This window comes from Microbacterium stercoris (assembly GCF_017592545.1).
Classification (GTDB): domain Bacteria; phylum Actinomycetota; class Actinomycetes; order Actinomycetales; family Microbacteriaceae; genus Microbacterium; species Microbacterium stercoris.
Genome location: NZ_JAGFOA010000001.1, coordinates 103097 through 118901, shown reverse-complemented (window position 1 = coordinate 118901; position 15805 = coordinate 103097). Strand labels below are relative to the sequence as shown.

16 protein-coding genes are annotated in these 15805 nt (G+C 72.1%); 5 read left to right on the top strand and 11 right to left on the bottom strand.

The features are described from left to right. Positions 1 to 32: 32 nt before the first annotated feature. The 5 genes from J5V96_RS00580 (at position 33) to J5V96_RS00560 (ending at position 4936) form a co-directional block, all read left to right on the top strand. Positions 33 to 830 (top strand): HAD-IIA family hydrolase, encoded by a 798-nt coding sequence (locus J5V96_RS00580; protein WP_208499371.1) that lies wholly within the window; start codon positions 33 to 35, stop codon positions 828 to 830. Then, the gene (locus tag J5V96_RS00575) at positions 827 to 2053 is read left to right on the top strand and encodes an MFS transporter (protein WP_208499369.1); all 1227 of its coding nucleotides are present in this window, start codon (positions 827 to 829) and stop codon (positions 2051 to 2053) included. The genes J5V96_RS00580 and J5V96_RS00575 overlap by 4 nt, the downstream gene beginning before the upstream one ends. 167 nt (positions 2054 to 2220) lie before the next feature. Beyond that, entirely contained in the window at positions 2221 to 2916 is a 696-nt protein-coding gene (nucS, locus tag J5V96_RS00570) for an endonuclease NucS (RefSeq protein WP_208499367.1), read from the top strand. A gap of 80 nt (positions 2917 to 2996) precedes the next feature. After that, positions 2997 to 3671 (top strand): HAD hydrolase-like protein, encoded by a 675-nt coding sequence (locus tag J5V96_RS00565; protein WP_208499365.1) that lies wholly within the window; start codon positions 2997 to 2999, stop codon positions 3669 to 3671. Between the two features lie 5 nt (positions 3672 to 3676). Further along, on the top strand, positions 3677 to 4936 hold the full coding sequence (locus J5V96_RS00560) for a coiled-coil domain-containing protein (RefSeq protein WP_208499363.1): 1260 nt from the start codon (positions 3677 to 3679) through the stop codon (positions 4934 to 4936). A gap of 109 nt (positions 4937 to 5045) precedes the next feature. On the opposite strand, the gene J5V96_RS00555 is transcribed toward J5V96_RS00560, so the two are convergent. The 11 genes from J5V96_RS00555 to J5V96_RS00505 form a co-directional block, all read right to left on the bottom strand. Continuing rightward, positions 5046 to 5252 (bottom strand): cold-shock protein, encoded by a 207-nt coding sequence (locus J5V96_RS00555; RefSeq protein WP_208499361.1) that lies wholly within the window; start codon positions 5250 to 5252, stop codon positions 5046 to 5048. Positions 5253 to 5564: 312 nt separating this feature from the next. After that, on the bottom strand, positions 5565 to 6455 hold the full coding sequence (locus tag J5V96_RS00550; protein ID WP_208499359.1) for an alpha/beta hydrolase: 891 nt from the start codon (positions 6453 to 6455) through the stop codon (positions 5565 to 5567). Beyond that, the gene (gene nagA, locus J5V96_RS00545) at positions 6452 to 7630 is read right to left on the bottom strand and encodes an N-acetylglucosamine-6-phosphate deacetylase (RefSeq protein ID WP_208499357.1); all 1179 of its coding nucleotides are present in this window, start codon (positions 7628 to 7630) and stop codon (positions 6452 to 6454) included. The genes J5V96_RS00550 and nagA overlap by 4 nt, the downstream gene beginning before the upstream one ends. Further along, entirely contained in the window at positions 7630 to 8577 is a 948-nt protein-coding gene (locus J5V96_RS00540) for a DUF4862 family protein (RefSeq protein ID WP_208499355.1), read from the bottom strand. Before J5V96_RS00540 ends, nagA begins: the two co-directional genes overlap by 1 nt. Next, a complete protein-coding gene (gene nagB / locus J5V96_RS00535) occupies positions 8574 to 9347 on the bottom strand; it encodes a glucosamine-6-phosphate deaminase (RefSeq protein ID WP_208499353.1) in 774 nt (257 codons plus the stop codon). Before nagB ends, J5V96_RS00540 begins: the two co-directional genes overlap by 4 nt. Continuing rightward, the gene (locus tag J5V96_RS00530; RefSeq protein WP_208499351.1) at positions 9347 to 10033 is read right to left on the bottom strand and encodes an N-acetylmannosamine-6-phosphate 2-epimerase; all 687 of its coding nucleotides are present in this window, start codon (positions 10031 to 10033) and stop codon (positions 9347 to 9349) included. The genes nagB and J5V96_RS00530 overlap by 1 nt, the downstream gene beginning before the upstream one ends. Next, positions 10030 to 10977: an ROK family protein gene (locus J5V96_RS00525; protein WP_208499349.1), complete on the bottom strand. Its 948-nt coding sequence runs from the start codon at positions 10975 to 10977 to the stop codon at positions 10030 to 10032. The genes J5V96_RS00530 and J5V96_RS00525 overlap by 4 nt, the downstream gene beginning before the upstream one ends. Next, positions 10977 to 11924 carry a dihydrodipicolinate synthase family protein gene (locus tag J5V96_RS00520; RefSeq protein ID WP_208499347.1) on the bottom strand — a complete coding sequence of 316 codons (948 nt, stop codon included), beginning with the start codon at positions 11922 to 11924 and terminating at the stop codon, positions 10977 to 10979. The genes J5V96_RS00525 and J5V96_RS00520 overlap by 1 nt, the downstream gene beginning before the upstream one ends. 15 nt (positions 11925 to 11939) lie before the next feature. Continuing rightward, a complete protein-coding gene (locus J5V96_RS00515; protein WP_208499345.1) occupies positions 11940 to 12746 on the bottom strand; it encodes an ABC transporter ATP-binding protein in 807 nt (268 codons plus the stop codon). Then, the gene (locus J5V96_RS00510; RefSeq protein ID WP_208499343.1) at positions 12743 to 14791 is read right to left on the bottom strand and encodes a dipeptide/oligopeptide/nickel ABC transporter permease/ATP-binding protein; all 2049 of its coding nucleotides are present in this window, start codon (positions 14789 to 14791) and stop codon (positions 12743 to 12745) included. Before J5V96_RS00510 ends, J5V96_RS00515 begins: the two co-directional genes overlap by 4 nt. A gap of 3 nt (positions 14792 to 14794) precedes the next feature. Then, positions 14795 to 15751 carry an ABC transporter permease gene (locus J5V96_RS00505; RefSeq protein WP_307793068.1) on the bottom strand — a complete coding sequence of 319 codons (957 nt, stop codon included), beginning with the start codon at positions 15749 to 15751 and terminating at the stop codon, positions 14795 to 14797. Between the last annotated feature and the right edge of the window lie 54 nt (positions 15752 to 15805).

Sequence of the window (15805 nt, the reverse complement as noted above, 5' to 3'; positions counted from 1 at the left end):
CCCGGAACCGCTCTCGCCCATACGCTTACCTCATGGCGCGACGCGATGAGATCGAATGCTGGCTGACCGACATGGACGGCGTGCTCGTGCACGAGAACCTGGCGATCCCCGGTGCCTCCGAGCTGCTGGCCAAGTGGCGCGATGAGGGCACCCCGTTCCTCGTGCTCACGAACAACTCGATCTTCACGCCCCGCGACCTGAGCGCGCGCCTGCGCGCGTCGGGCATCGAGGTTCCGGAGGAGCGCATCTGGACGTCCGCGCTCGCCACCGCCGACTTCCTCAAGTCGCAGGCGCCCGGCGGATCCGCGTTCGTGATCGGCGAGGCGGGCATCCTCACCGCGATGCACGAGGCCGGGTTCATCATGACCGAGACCGACCCCGACTACGTGGTCGTGGGCGAGACCCGCAACTACTCCTTCGAGGCGATCACCAAGGCGATCCGGTTCATCGGCAAGGGCGCGCGCTTCATCGTGACCAACCCCGACGCCACGGGCCCGAGCGCCGAGGGCCCGCTGCCCGCGACCGGCGCGATCGCCGCGCTCATCACCAAGGCCACCGGCCGCGAGCCCTACGTGGTCGGCAAGCCGAACCCCATGATGTTCCGCTCCGCGCTCAACCGCATCGGCGCGCACTCCGAGAACACGGGCATGATCGGCGACCGCATGGACACCGACGTCGTGGCCGGCATCGAGGCGGGCCTGCACACCGTGCTCGTGCGCACCGGCATCAGCGACGACGCCGAGATCGCGCGCTACCCCTACCGCCCGAGCGAGGTGCTCGACTCGGTGGCCGACCTGCTGACCCCGGCACCGGTTCCGGATCCCTCGTGACGACGGATCCGTCGGGCGCACCGGAGCAGACCCTCTCCCCCGCGCAGGTGCTGCGGTGGAAGGCCGCGATCTTCGCGATCTTCCTCACCAGCGGTCTGAGCATCGCCACCTGGGCGTCGCGGGTGCCGGCCATCAAGGCGTCTCTCGACATCGAGAACGCGCAGGTCGGCGCGCTGCTGCTCGCCTCCGGCATCGCGTCGATCGTCGGCCTCAGCACCTCGAGCCTCGTGATGGCGCGCTTCGGCGCGCGCCGCGGCATGCTCACGCTGATGCTGGTGTTCGCCGCCGGCGTGGCGGTGGTGGGTCTCGGCACCGACCTGTTCGTGTCGTACCCCGTGGTGATGGCGGGCCTCATCCTGTTCGGCTTCGGCAACGGCTGCATCGACGTCATCATGAACGTCGAGGCGACGGCGATCGAGCAGCTCGGCGGCAAGACGATCCTGCCGCTGTTCCACGCCTTCTTCTCCTTCGGCACCGTCATCGGCGCCGGCGTCGGTGCGGCGCTGGCGGGCATCGGCGTCAACGTGCTCGCGCACGCGGCCTCCATCGCGGTGCTGATCGTGCTGATCGCGATCGCCGCGATCGCCAACGTGCCCTCGCGCGCGCAGACCGATCCGGACCCCGCCGAGCACGGAGCTGGATGGCGCGAGCGCCTCACGCTGGCCCTGTCGGCCTGGCGCGAACCCCGTACCTACGCGATCGGCGTGATCATGCTGGGCATGGCGTTCGCCGAGGGATCCGCCAACGACTGGCTCGCCCTCGGCGTGGTCGAGGGGCACGGAGGCGACGAGGCGCTCGGCGCCTTCGCCCTCACGGTGTTCTCGGTCGCGATGACGGCCGTGCGCGTGTTCGGCGGCCCGCTCGTCGACCGCTTCGGACGCGTGTGGGTGCTGCGCGCGCTGGCCCTCACGGCCGCGGCCGGCCTGACGCTGTTCATCCTCGCGCCGAACCTTCCGCTCGCGCTGGTGGGCGCGGCGCTGTGGGGCGTGGGCGCCTCGCTCGGCTTCCCCCTGGGCATGTCGGCCGCCGCCGACGATCCGGCCAAGGCCGCCGCCCGCGTCTCGGCTGCCGCGACGATCGGCTACGTCGCGTTCCTCGCCGGCCCGCCGATCCTGGGCGTGATCAGCGACCACATCGGCCTGCTGAACACCCTCTGGATCATCGTGGTGCTCACGATCGCCTCGGGCATCGCCTCCTCGGCCGCCCGCCCCCTCCGGCGCTGACCCCCGTCGCTCGTCGAGCGCCACCCCCATCGCTCGTCGAGCGAGCGCAGCGAGTCGAGACGCCCCAACCCGCCCTCGGCGCCAACCCCCCGTCGCTCGTCGAGCGAGCGCAGCGAGTCGAGACGCCCCAACCCGCCCTCGGCGCCAACCCGGGCTAGGCTCATCCGGTGCGTCTCGTCATCGCCCGCTGCAGCGTGGATTACACCGGCCGCCTCAACGCGCATCTGCCGCTCGCGACGCGCGTGCTGATGCACAAGGCCGACGGCAGCCTGCTCATCCACTCCGATGGCGGCTCCTACAAGCCGCTCAACTGGATGAGCCCGCCGTGCCGCCTCGACGTGGTGGAGGTGAGCGCCGAGCTCGCCGAGGCCGGCGTCACCGAGACGTGGAAGGTCTCGCACGCCAAGACCGGCGACGCCCTCACGGTGCACATCTACGAGATCGTGCACGACTCGAAGCATGAGCTGGGCATCGATCCGGGTCTCATCAAGGACGGCGTCGAGTCGGATCTGCAGCGCCTTCTCTCCGAGCAGGTCGACCTGATCTCGGAGGGCGCCAAGCTCGTGCGCCGCGAGTACCCCACCGCCATCGGTCCCGTCGACCTGCTCGTGCGTGAGGCCTCGGGCATGCCGATCGCCGTCGAGGTGAAGCGCCGCGCCGAGATCGACGGCGTCGAGCAGCTCTCCCGCTACCTCGACCTGCTCGGCCGCGACCCGCTGCTCTCGGGCATCCGCGGTGTGCTCGCCGCTCAGGAGATCAAGCCCCAGGCCCGCGTGCTCGCCGAGGACCGCGGCATCCGGGTGCTCATCCTCGACTACGACGAGATGAAGGGCATCGAGTCGGGCGCTCCCCGCCTCTTCTGACGCGGATCCGTCCGTGTCCGTTCGCGCGGGCCGCCACGCCCCGGGCGGGGCACGGCCACCGGCGTCGGTAGGGTGAATCCATGACTTCGTCGCCCTGGTCCTGCATCCTCTGGGACGTGGATGGGACGGTGGCCGATGCGTCGGCGGGCATCATGCCGCGCATCACCCGGGTGCTGAGCGACTTCGGCCGCACGCCTCCGGCCCCGGAGGAGCTGCGCCACTGGATCGGTCCGCCGCTGCTCGAATCGTTCCAGGCGCGCGGCATGCTGACCGCGGAAGAGGCGACCGAGGCCGTCGTCGCCTACCGCGAGCTCGCCTCGCGTGAGGGCTACGCGTCGTCGGTGGCGCTGTACGAGGGGGTGCCCGAGCTGATCCGCGCCGTGCACGAGGCGGGGATCCCGCAGGCGACCGCCAGCACGAAGCCGCAGAACCAGGTCGAGGCGATCCTCACGCACTACGAGCTCGACCACGCGTTCACCGCGATCGTCGGAGCGAGCCCCGCCCCCGAGGTGCTCGACACCAAGGCGACCGTGCTCGCCCGCGCGCTCGAGCAGCTCGCCGCGGCCGGCGTCGACACGTCGCGCCCGGTGCTGATCGGCGACCGCCACCACGACGTCGACGGCGGCGCCGAGCTGGGTGTGCCTGTCATCTACAACCGGTGGGGCTTCGGCAACCCCGGCGAGGAGCAGGGCGCCATCGCGGTCGTCGACGATCCGGATCAGCTGCGCGAGCTGCTGATCGCCGAAGAGGACTGACGCGGATGGGTCAGCCCGAGGCCGGCCCCTGGGACTGGGTGCTGCCCGCTCTCGTCGTCTTCGGCACGACCGCCGTGGTGCTGGTGGCTGCGGCGTTCGCGATCCGCGCGATCCGGCGCGGCCCGGCGGCGCGACGGCGCGCGACCGAGGCGACCGAGAAGGCGGGTGCCGCGCTGGTCGCCCTCGACGACGCGATCGAGGAGCTCGAGCTCGAGGTGGGCCTCTCCGGCGCGCTGTACGGCGGCGGCGCTCCCGCCTCGCTGCGCCGCACCCGGATGACCGCCCAGCACACCCGCGACGCCGCCTTCACCGCCTACCGCGCGATGACGGATCCGGACACGCTGCCCGCCGAAGCGGTGCGCGTGTCCCGCGACGTGCTGCGCCGCATCGAGACGGCGTCCCGTGCGATCGAGTCCGCGCGCGGTGAGCACGCGGCGTGGATCGCCACCCACGTCAGCGCCGCCGATCAGGTCGCCGCCGCCGAAGGTCACCTCGCGGAGCTGACCGCCCGCGTCGGCGACCCGGCGGCGCTGCTGCGCGAGCTCGAGCAGCTCGTCGACCGCGAGGAGTGGACCGATGCGTCCCAGGCGGCGCAGTCGGTGCGATCCGCTCTGGCCGAAGCCCGGGATCACCTGGACACCGCACGCGAGAAGGCCGCGGATCCGTCCCGCTCGGCTCACGAGGATCTCGCGCTCGGCGAGCGCGCGCTGCGCCGCGCCGACGCGGCCGCCCGTCTGCTCGAGGAGTCGCACACCCACGTTGTGCAGGCCGGCCGTGCCGTGGCGGGCGAGCTCGACGCCGCGCACGAGGCCGTGCGCTCGGCGACGGGCATCCGAGCGGCACTCGAACCCGACGACGCCGAGCGGCTCGGCGCCGAGATCGCCTGGGCGAGCGAGGAGCTGGCGCGCATCTCCCCCACCGCGGCGCGGCGTCCTGTCTCGGCAAACCGCGAGATCGCCCGCGTGCGCGAGCGCCTGGATGCCGCCTTGGCCGACGCGCGCACGGCGCAGCAGCGACTGCATGGCGCGCGCACAGCCCTTCCCGGCACGCTGGCGGCCGCGCGCAGCGCGGTGAGCCGCGCGGAGGCGGCCATGCCGACGCACGCACGGGCCCTCGACTGCCGTGTGCGTCTCGAGGCCGCCCGCGATGAGCTCGCCGCCGCACGGCAGGCGGCCGATCCTGTCACCGCTCTGGATGCCGCGCGCCGCGCCATCCGGCACGCGGAGGACGCGAAGGCCCTCGCCGACTACGCGCGCCTCGGCTGAGGCGCGCCGGCGGCGGGAATCGCCGCGGGCATGGAAAAGGCCCGGTGCCGAAGCACCGGGCCTTTCAGTCAGACCGCCGAGGCGGCCGACGTGCTGTGATCGCCAGGGATCAGAGCGGGCGGATGTTCTCCGCCTGCAGACCCTTGGGGCCCTGGGCGATCTCGAACTCGACGCGCTGGTTCTCCTCGAGAGCGCGGTAGCCCGAAGACTGGATCGCGGTGTAGTGAGCGAAGACGTCAGAGCCGCCCTCGTCGGGAGAGATGAAGCCGAAGCCCTTCTCCGAGTTGAACCACTTGACGGTGCCCTGCGTAGCCATTTACTGCCGTTCTATCTGTGTGAAGCCGACGCGAACATCGCGCCGTCCTCCCTCACGGTAACCGAGGAACCCGCAAAGGGGTAGAGAACGACAAAAGAAATCGACCCTCACCGGAGGGGGGATCCAGTGAGGGTCGGACGGCCATCAGGGGACGTCTCCCACAGAATAGCGTAGTATTCCGGCTCCTGTCCCCCTTTCGGGGGACAGGATTCAGCGAGCTCACGGTTTGGCTGACGCACGTCGTTCCGGGGTACTCGGAGCAACCTCGCAGGCTACACGGCTCCCATTACGCTCCGCCGCGCCCGCCCTGCCTCAGAGCTCGTCGAGGAGCCAGCGTCGCAGCCATCCCGCACGCACCCGATGCGACTCGGCCGATGCGGGGGCCGCTTCGGCGACGCAGTCCGACGCATGGAACGCCCCGGACCAGATGTGCAGCTCCGTCGCCACTCCTGCGCGATGAAGGCCCTCGGCGAAATCGGCGATGGCACTTCGGAACAGCTCGACCGAGCCCGCGTCGAGGTAGGTCGGGGGCAGGCCCGCGAGGTCGGTGCGCCGTCCCGGAGGCACATCGCCCTCGCCGAGCGCCGCCGCCCACGCGGTCGAATCGGTGACCGCATCCCAGGACGGATCCGCGTCGGATCGCTCCGCGCCGCCGGGCGCGAGCATGGGGCACACGAGCAGCAGTCCGTCACAGGGCACACCCGCGTCGCGCGCGAGCAGGCCCGCCGTCGCCCCGACCGCGCCCCCCGCGCTCTGGCCCGCCAGCAGCAGCCTGCGTCCGTCGGCGCCCGCTCGGCGAAGCACGGCCAGCGCCGCCGCGGCCATCTCACCGAACCTGCCCTCCGGGGCCAGCGGATAGTCGAGCGTCCAGACCTCGAGAGCCAGGGCGTTCGCGTGACGCAGCAGGATGTCGACGCCGTCGAACCGGTTGCCGGCGATCAGACCGCCGCCGTGCACGAACACCGCCCGGGCAACCGGATCCGTCTGCGGGCGGAAGACCGTCACGGCGTTCCCCTCGACGATCAGCTCGTGCGTCGAGAGCCGGTGCGCCCGGCTCAGCGCGTCGGCCGTGGTGCCGCGTTCCTCTGAGGCGCGGCGATAGCGCAGCAGGTCGTCGACATCCGCGAGGCGGTTCGGCAGTTCGCGCGTGAGCTGCTCCAGCGCGGGCCGCAGGCCGCGCGCGACCGACGCGCCGCCGCTCACTGCTCCGCCCCGTCGACGGTGGAGAGGATCTCGCCCTCCCGCCAGACGCGGATCGGACGCAGGTCGCCGTCCCAGAGCACGAGATCGGCGGGGAGTCCGTCGTCCAGCCTTCCGAGGTCGTCACGCGCCAGGGCGCGCGCGGGGGCGACGGTCGCGGCCGAGATCACATCGAGCAGCGGGATCCCCCACTCGGCGGCGTTGCGCACCGCTCGGCCCAGGGTGAGCGTCGAGCCCGCGATCGTCTCGGTGCCGGCGACGACAGCCCGGCCGTCCGCGACCTCCACGGGGAGCCCGCCGAGCCGGTAGCTGCCGTCCGCCATACCCGCGGCGGCCATCGCATCGCTCACCAGCACCACGCGCTCGGGGGCCGCGGCGAACAGCGTGCGGACCACAACCGGATCGAGGTGGATGCCGTCGGCGATCACCTCGAGGAAGACCCGGGGATCCTCGAGCGCGGCCCCGACCGGGCCGATCGCTCGGTGATGCAGCCCGCGCATGGCGTTGAAGGCGTGCGTGAGCACCGTCGCGCCCGAATCGAAGGCCGCGCGCGCCACCTGCGCGTCGGCGCCGGTGTGCCCGAGGGCCACCGTGACCCCGGCCGCACGCAGACGCAGGATCGCGGCGTCCGCGCCGGGGAGCTCCGGCGCGAGCGTCACCTGCAGCACCGGCCCGGCCGCGATCAGCCGATCGAGCAGATCCGGATCCGGCTCCCTCAACGCGCGCGGATCGTGCGCCCCGCGGTGGCCGGGATCGAGGCAGGGCCCCTCCAGGTGGGCGCCGAGCAGCCCGCCATCCGCGTCGGCCACCTCGGCGATGGCGGCGAGCTGCGCGCGCAGCTCCCGCTCGGGTGCGCTGACGAGCGAAGCGACAAGCCGGGTGACCCCGTGAGCGGCATGGGCCGCGAGGGTTCCGCGGATCGCGTCGATACCGCTCTCGACCGCGTGACCGCCGCCGCCGTGATTGTGGATGTCGATCAAGCCCGGGGTGACAAGAGGCGACGGCCCCGCGAGCGCTCGCGCGTCGAGGCGGACGACGCCGGTCGGGAGGGTTGCGGCGGCGGCGCCCGCATCGACGATCCGCCCCTCTCGCACGAGCACCCATCCGTCCCGGATGTCCCGCATCGAGCCGGCGCGCCATCCCACGACCCGCGCTCCGGTCACCGCAAACGCGTCCATCACGCGCTCCCCAGGCTCCGGGCCTGCGTGAGGGCATCGAGGTTCGCCCGCACCGTCTCCCCCACCTCCCGCGCCGTCCGATCCTGCGGGCGCCGGCTGATCTTCAGGCCGAGGAGACCGAGCGGCCCCGCGGCCTCCAGCGCGGCGGCGATGCGCGGCACATCGAGCAGCGAGCCGGCGGCCGGATCCGTCGTCGCGATCGGCAGGTGCGCATCGGCCCACGCCGTCCCGTAGGGTCCGTCCTCGGCTGCGGCGCCCGAGAACGCGACGCCGCGCAGGCGCCCGCTGCCGGCCGCGGTGGCGATCTGCGCGGCCACGGCGTCCGGATCCCGCAGCTCGATCGCCGAGCGTCCCCAGTTCATCCAGACGCCGGTCGGCGTGGCCGCGTCGGCGATCGCGCGCAGCTCCTCCTCGAGCGAGAGGAACCCCTTCTCCCACGCCTGCCCCGGAACGGCCGCATCGCAGTGCTCGAGGAGGAGCTCCGCCCCTGCCCAGTCCCACTCGTGCAGCTCCCGCAGCGACGCCGCGAGCGCCGCCGCGTCTCCCTCCCCCCGAGGGCCGCTGTGGAGCATCGCCGCGGCGATCCGGATGCCCGTGCGGGCGTGCAGCTGACGGAGGTCCTCCGCCTGCGCGCGCAGGTCGGACAGTGCGGCCTGCCGACCGGCGTCGTCGGGCGAGGCGAGTCCGTACCGGGGATCGACGGAGAGGCGCTGCATCACGTGCGGGAGCCCGGTGAACACGAGCGGGGCGCCCTCCGGAAGGTGGTGCCCGAACCACTCCGGATCATGCGGGTGCACGGCCCCGCGCCACGGCACCTCGAACCCGCCGAACCCGGGGAGCTCGCTCAGCCGCCGGAACAGCTCGGTCTCGAGCGCCGGATCCCACCGTGCGTACGCCGGCGAGGCGGCGTACGCACTGATCACGATCGGCGGGAGCGCACCGCTCATGCGCGCACCGCGTCGGCGGAGCGGGCCGAGGCGCGAGCCTCGGGCGTGAGCGCGGCGGCGGCCGCCGCATCCGCCAGCACCGTGACGCGGGGGTGCGACCGCAGGGCGGTGGCCGGCACCCGCTCGCTGGGCGCCCCTTCCACCATGGCCGCCACGGCCGATGCCTTGTTCGCCCCGATGGCCAGCAGGATGATCTCCCGCGCCTCGAGGATCGTGCCGATGCCCTGCGTGAGGCACCGGGTCGGCACCGCATCGATGTCGCCGCCGAAGAATCGCGCGTTGTCCGTGCGCGTCTGCTCGGAGAGCACCTCGACGCGGGTACGGGAGTGCACGCTCGACCCGGGCTCGTTGAAGGCGATGTGGCCGTTGGTGCCGATGCCCAGGATCTGCAGGTCGATCCCGCCCGCCGATACGATCCGCCGCTCGTACTCCGCGGCGGCCTCACTGAGATCCGAGGCAGTGCCATCCGGGCCCTGCACCGCGCCGTCCGCGAAATCGACGCGGCGGGCGAAGTCCTCGTCGATCACGCGCCGATAGCTGCCGGGGTGGCCAGCAGGAAGCCCCACGTACTCGTCGAGTGTGAACGCCCGCGCCGAGGCGAAGCTCATGGTGCCAGCGGCCACACGGGCCGCGAGCTCGTCGTAGACCCTCAGAGGGCTCGATCCCGTCGCAAGGCCGAGCACGGCCTCGGGCACCTCCGCGAGGAGACGCTCGTACCGGTCCGCCGCCCACAGGGCGAGGTTGTGCTCCGTGTCGATGATGAGCTGCATCACGCCTCCTCCAGCGCGGCAGCGAACCAGCCGGTGATCGTCGTGGGGTGGGTGATCGCCGTTCCGACGCACACCGCCCAGGCGCCGGCGGCGCGGGCGGCGGCCGCGTCGGCCGGGGTGTGGATGCGACCCTCGGCCATCACCGGAACCGAGACCGCCTCGCGGATCTCCCGGATGAGGTCCAGATCGGGCCCGGCCGTCTTCGGACGCTCGCCGGAGTACCCCGCGAGGGTCGTCCCGACGATGTCGGCCCCCGCAGCGGCGGCGGCGATCGCGTCCTCCGCGGATCCGCAATCGGCCATCACGAGCACATCGTGCGTGAAGCGCAGCTCGGCGATGGTCTGCTCGAGGGTGCGCCCATCCGGGCGTGCGCGGCGGGTGCCGTCGAGGGCGACGATGTCGGCCCCGGCTTCGGCGACGGCGCGCGCGTGCTCGAGGGTCGGGGTGATGAAGACGCCGTCCTTCCCGTCCTTCCACAGGCCGATGATCGGCACGGTCACGTCCTGCGCCATCCGGATGTCATCGAGCCCCTGAAGACGCACGGCGGCGGCACCGCCGGCCACGGCGGCCCTCGCGATGCGCGCCATCGTCTCGGGGTCGCGCATCGGCTCGCCCGGATAGGCCTGACACGACACGACGAGGCCGCCCTCGAGCCGGCCGCGGATCTCGTTCCACTCGAATCTCATGCTGTTCCTTCGATTTGTTCCCACACCGCATCCGCTGCGCCGCGCAGCGCCGCGTGCCCTCCCGCCGAGCCCGCGCGCAGCTCGACATCCTGCAGCGCGTCGATCGCCTCGGCGAGGTAGGCGGCGCGCATCGGCGACCACCAGGACTCCCCGATGTCGGCGACTCCCCCGGTCACGACCACGAGCTCCGGATCGAGCAGGCTCACGGCCCCGGCCAGAGCCCGCCCCACGGCCGTCGCCGACCGCGCGATCGCGGCGGCCGCGATCTCATCGCGTGCCGCCCGCGCGACGACCTGCTTGGCGTCCGCGACGGCGGGGTCGCCCCCGGCCGCCAGATAGAGGCGATGCAGGCCGACGCCCGATCCGATCGCCTCCAGATGGCCCCGGCGACCGCACGGGCAGCGGAACGACTCGGCCCCGGGGGCGGGAAGGTGGGCGATCTCCCCCGCGACGTGACGGGCCCCGCGCAGCGGCCGGCCCTCGACGATGACGCCGGCGCCGATCCCCGTCCCCACGGCGACCACGAGAGCGCTCGACGCGCCGCGGGCCGCGCCGAAGCGGAACTCGCCCCACGCGTGCGCGTCGACGTCGTTCTGGATCTCGATCGCCGCTCCGGCGGGAAGCCGCTCGCCCATCCCCTCGCGCAGCCACCGCGCGAGGGGCGTGCCCGCCCATCCGGCGAGGGTGTCCGTTGACGAGACGATCACGCCGCGCGCTCGATCCACCACTCCCGCCGAGGCCACGCCCAGGCCGAACAGGCGCGAGCTCGGGTTCGCCTCGAGAAGTCCGACGGCGAGGCCCACGATCGTGGTGACGATCGCCTCGGCCCCCGCCGCGCCGGGCGTGGGGCCGGAGGCCGTCGCCCGCACCTCCCGGTGACGATCGACGAGCGCGACGCGCGTGTTCGTTCCCCCGAGATCGACCGCGAGGACGACGTCGGGCATCAGGACGCGGCGGGGAGGAGCGCCAGCTCGTCGAGGATCGCGCGGATGCGCTCCTCCGCGTCCGCCGACAGCCGCTCGACGCCCGCGGCCATCGCGGCCGTGGCGATGAGACCGCGCGCGTGCATGGCGGTCTTGAAGGCGCCGACGCCCGTGGCGTCGCCGGAGAGCCCCTGCACCTGGAAGACGATCTGGAACAGCTGGTTGATGCGCTCCTGCTCGGCGCGCGCCGCCTCCCAGTCGCCCTGCTCGGCGGCGTCCCACAGTCGCACGTAGCCCGCCGCCTCGACGTTGGCGAGACCGGGGACCACACCGTCCGCCCCTGCGAGCGCCATCGCGTCGACGACCAGCTCGTGACCGGTCAGCAGCGTGAGCGGACGCCCGGCTGCCTGGTTGGCCGCGATCAGACGGCGGAAGGACACGTCGTCTCCCGACGAGTCCTTCACCCCGTGGATGACGCCCTCGGCGCCGAGCGCGACCAGCATGTCGATGTCGAGCTTCTTGTGCACGCGCACGGGCACGTCATAGGCCCACAGCGGCACGTCGATGGCGCGAGCGATGGCGCGGAAGTGCTCCGCCACCTCCGCCGTCGAGTTGAGCGTGTACAGCGGGGCGGTCGTCACGATCGCGTCGACGCCGACGGCCGCGATGGCACGGGCGGTCTCGCTGATCGTCGCTGCCGTGAGACCGATGGCGCCCGCGATCACGGGCACGCGCCCCGCGGCGGTGTCGACGATCGTGCGGGCGATCTCGACGCGCTGGGCGTCGGTGAAGTACGCCGTCTCGCCGGTCGAGCCGAGGGCGAACAGACCGCGCACGCCCGACTCGATGAGGTGCTCGGTGAGCGAGGCGAGGGAGGCGTGATCGACGGCGCCGTCGGCCGTGAGCGGGGTGGCCACGGGCGGCACGACTCCCGAGAAGACGGCCGGGGTGGTGGTGCGGGTGTTCATGATGGCGCTTTCGATTCAGAGGGTGGTGCGGGGATCGAGCAGGGAGGGTGCCGCTCCGAGGAGCGAACGCGTGTAGGGGTCGGTGGGTGAGTCGAAGACGGCGTCGGCGGCACCCGCCTCCACGACACGGCCGCGGTTCATCACGACGATCTCGTCGGAGAGGTAGCGGACCGTCTGGATGTCATGCGAGATGAACACCATGCCGAGGCCGAGCTGCGTCTTCAGATCGGTCAGCAGATTCAGGATCTGCGCGCGCACCGAGACGTCGAGGGCGCTGGTGGGCTCATCGGCGATGATCACCTGCGGGTCGAGCACGAGGGCCCGTGCGATCGCGACTCGCTGCCGCTGGCCGCCCGAGAGCTGACCGGGCAGCGCGTCGAGCGCGGAAGCGGGCAGCCCGACCAGCCCGATCAGGTCGCGCACCTTGCGGTCGCGCGACGCGGGCGAGCCGAGGCGGTGCACCTGCATGGGGTCGATCAGCGTGTCGCGCACGGTCATCCGGGCGTTCAGCGCCGTCGCCGGGTCCTGGAACACGACCGACAGGATCCGGCCCAGTCGCCTGCGCACGGCCGGGGTGAACGAGCGAACGCTCTCTCCCGCGAAGACGACGCGGCCGCTGGTGGGCTTCTCGAGTCCGATGAGCACCTTGGCCGAGGTCGACTTGCCCGATCCGGACTCGCCCACGATGCCGAGCGTCTGCCCGCGCTTCACCGTGAACGAGACGCCGTCCAGCGCATCGACGTGCTTCGGCGCGAAGATCGTCGAGTTCCGCGCGCGGTATCGCACGCGCACGTCGTCGAGTTCGATGATCGTCTCGCTCATCGTCCCGCTCCAATCGCTTCGACGGGCGCATCCTCGGGATGCGCGGAGTAGCTGTGCTCGGTGCCGGGGATCGTGCGACGCACGGGCGCCACGCCGCGGTATCGCGCCGGATCCGACGAGCGCGGGGCGAACCGGTCGCCGCTCGGGAAGTCACGCGGCGACGGCACAACACCGGCGACCTGATGCAGCCGGTCGCTGCCGGCCTCGATGGACAGCACCGCCCCGAGCAGGCCACGCGTGTACTCGTGCACGGGCTGCGTGAGGATCTCGCGCGTTGTGCCCTGCTCCACGACCTGGCCGGCGTACATCACCGTGATGCGATGCGTGAGCTCCGCCACGAGCGCGAGATCGTGGGAGACGAACACCATGGCGAAGCCGAGTTCGCGCTGCAGCCGCATCAGCAGCTCGACGACCTGCTTCTGCACCGTGACATCCAGTGCGGTCGTCGGCTCATCCGCGATGACGAGTCGGGGGTTGCGCGTGAGGGCCATGGCGATCAGCACGCGCTGGCGCTGGCCGCCCGACAGCTCGTGGGGGTACGACGACAGCGTGCGCTGCGGATCGAGACCAACGAGCTCCAGCAGCTCCTCCGCGGTGCGGGTGCCGCCGCGGGAGGTGAGCTGCTTCATCTGCGAGCGGATGAGCATGGCCGGGTTCAGCGAGCTGAGCGCGTCCTGGTAGATCATCGCGATCTCGTGGCCGCGCAGCGCGTTGCGCTCCTTCGGCGACATCGACAGCAGGTCGCGGCCGTCGAACGTGATGCGCCCCCGCACATCCGCCTTGGGGTCGAGGAGGCCCATGATCGCCAGCGAGGTGATCGACTTGCCGCAGCCGGACTCGCCCACGAGCGACATCGTCTCCCCGGGGCGGACGGTGAAGCTCACGCCGTCGACCACGTCGACGTCTCCGTGCCGCGGGAACGAGATGCGCAGATCCTCGACCTCCAGCAGCGGCGGCGCGTCCGAGGCGTAGACGAGACGGTCGGTCCGGGCGAGCTCGGTGCGGCGCAGCTGCGCCAGCCGCTCGTCGAGCGGCACGACCGCCGTCGCCCTGGGCAGCGCATCCGGCACACCGCTCGGCACCGAGAGGTTGACCGCGGTGTCGATCGTCACGAGGGTGTGGGTGTCGTCGACCCCCGCCTGCTCGAGGTCGGACAGCGCCTCCTCGGAGTTGGCGGCGTCGGCGGTGAGCTTGCGCGCACGCGGCGACACCATGGCGTCGGTGAGCCCCTCCGAGAGGATGTTGAGGCACAGCACCGTGATCATGATGAGCAGTCCGGGGAAGAAGGTCGCCCACCAGGCACCCGACATCAGCAGGTTGCGGCCGGCCGCGATGACGTTGCCCCAGCTGGGCTCCGGATCGGGCACGCCCGCCTGCAGGAACGACAGCGACGCCTCGAACACGATCGCGTCGGCCACGAGGATCGTCGCGAACACGAGCACGGGCGCCATCGCGTTTCGCGCCACGTGCTTGACGATGATCCGAGGTGTCGGCGCCCCCATCACGCGCACCGCGGAGACGTAGTCCTCGCCGTACTGGTCCAGGATGTTCGCCCGCACGATCCGGGTGAGCTGCGGCACGTACAGGAAGGCGATGGTCAGCACGAGCACGGGCAGCGACTTGCCGAAGACGGCCACGAAGACCGCGGCGAGCGCGATGCCCGGGAACGACATGACGATGTCCATCACGCGCATCAGCACCTCGGAGATCCACTTGGGCGCCGTGGCGGCGATCGTGCCGAGCACGCAGGCCGCCACGAGAGCCACGAGCGTTGCGCCGATGCCGATCACGAGGGAGTAGCGCGCGCCGTAGACGAGCCGGGAGAAGATGTCGCGTCCCTGCCGGTCGGTGCCCATCCAGTGCTCGCCGCTGGGAGCCTGCACGGGCGCGCCGGAGGCGAGCGGGTCGAAGGCCGCGACGAGCGGCGCCGCGACGGCCGCGATGGCGATGATCGCGAGGATCGCCATGCAGATCACGGATCCCGCGGACAGCCCGCCGAAGCGGAGCCCGGGAACGGAGAGTCGTTCAGTGAGTTTGCGTCGCATGGGTCACACCGCCCGGATTCGGGGATTGATGAGCACGTACAGGAGGTCGACGATGATGTTGATGATGACGAAGGCCAGCGCCACCGCCAGCGTCACGCCCTGGACGAGATTGGGCTCGTTGTTGGTCACGCCGTTGAGGATGAGCGTGCCCATCCCGGGGATGGCGAAGATGATCTCGATGACGACGGCGCCGCCGAGCAGGTAGCCGATGCGCAGGCCGAGCACGGTCACGGGGGTGATCAGCGCGTTGCGCAGCACATTGCGGCCGACCACGACGACGCGCGGGATGCCGGCGCCCAGTGCGGTGCGCACGTAGTCGCGGTCGAGCTCCTCGACCATCGAGGTGCGCACCACCCGCGACAGCTGGCCGATCACGGGCACCGCAAGCGCGATGGCGGGCAGCGTCATCCGCGCCAGCCATCCGCCGGGGTTCTGCCCGAACGGGGGCAGAGGTCCCGATGCGGGCAGCACGCCGAGGGCAAGCGTGAAGGCCTGGATCAGCAGGATCGCGAGCCAGAACGACGGGGTCGACAGCGCGGCCACGCCGAGGATGCGGATCGCCTGGTCGGGCCAGCGGTCGCGGTAGACGGCGGCGAGGATGCCGAGCACGAAGGCGATGACGACGGCGATGAGCAGGCCGAGGAAGGTGAGCGAGAGGGTCACCGGGAAGGCCCGCACCACCTCGTCGATCACCGGCAGTCGGCGAGCCGAGTAGGTGCCGAGATCGCCCTGCACGAGACCGAGCAGGAACGCCGCGTAGCGCGCGAGGAGCGGGAGGTCGAGGCCGTTGGCTGCGCGGTAGTCGGCGAGGGCCTCGGCCGACGCGGTCTCACCGAGTGCGTTGCGCGCCGGATCGACCGGCGAGAAGGACATCACGAAGAACACGAGGAACGTGATGCCGAGAATCATGATCGGCAGCTGCAGGAGCCGCACGCCGATGAGGCGGAGCGTGTGGGACACGAAGCCGTCCTTCCGTGATGTTCAGGATCAGGGCGGGGGCGCGCGGGGCGCGCC